This window comes from Psychrobacter sp. GW64-MNA-CIBAN-0177, from assembly GCF_040309585.1.
Taxonomy (GTDB): Bacteria; Pseudomonadota; Gammaproteobacteria; order Pseudomonadales; family Moraxellaceae; genus Psychrobacter; species Psychrobacter okhotskensis.
Genome location: NZ_JBEOOY010000606.1, coordinates 1 through 236 on the forward strand (window position 1 = coordinate 1; position 236 = coordinate 236).

Sequence of the window (236 nt, forward strand, 5' to 3'; positions counted from 1 at the left end):
TTTCGATGGTTTGTGCAATTGAAAGCAGGGTGTCGCGAGTCTGCAATTGCTGGGTGCTTTCGCTTGGCGAATCGCTGCGGTAAAAGCCGACTTCCATGCCGACGGTACTGGTCGAGGGCTGAACGTCGGGAGATGTCTTGAGCTGGCGCAACGCCTTGAATAGCGCTTCGGTGATGCCTTCCACCGAGACCAACGTGCGCTGGCCCTGCTCATCGGTGTGATAGCGGTGTACATAC

At 56.8% G+C, this 236-nt stretch carries 1 protein-coding gene; it reads right to left on the bottom strand.

The genetic code is table 11. The features are described 5' to 3' along the window. A partial coding sequence (locus AAEY79_RS16385) for a hypothetical protein (RefSeq protein WP_352289837.1) occupies positions 1 to 236 on the bottom strand: 236 nt, incomplete at both ends.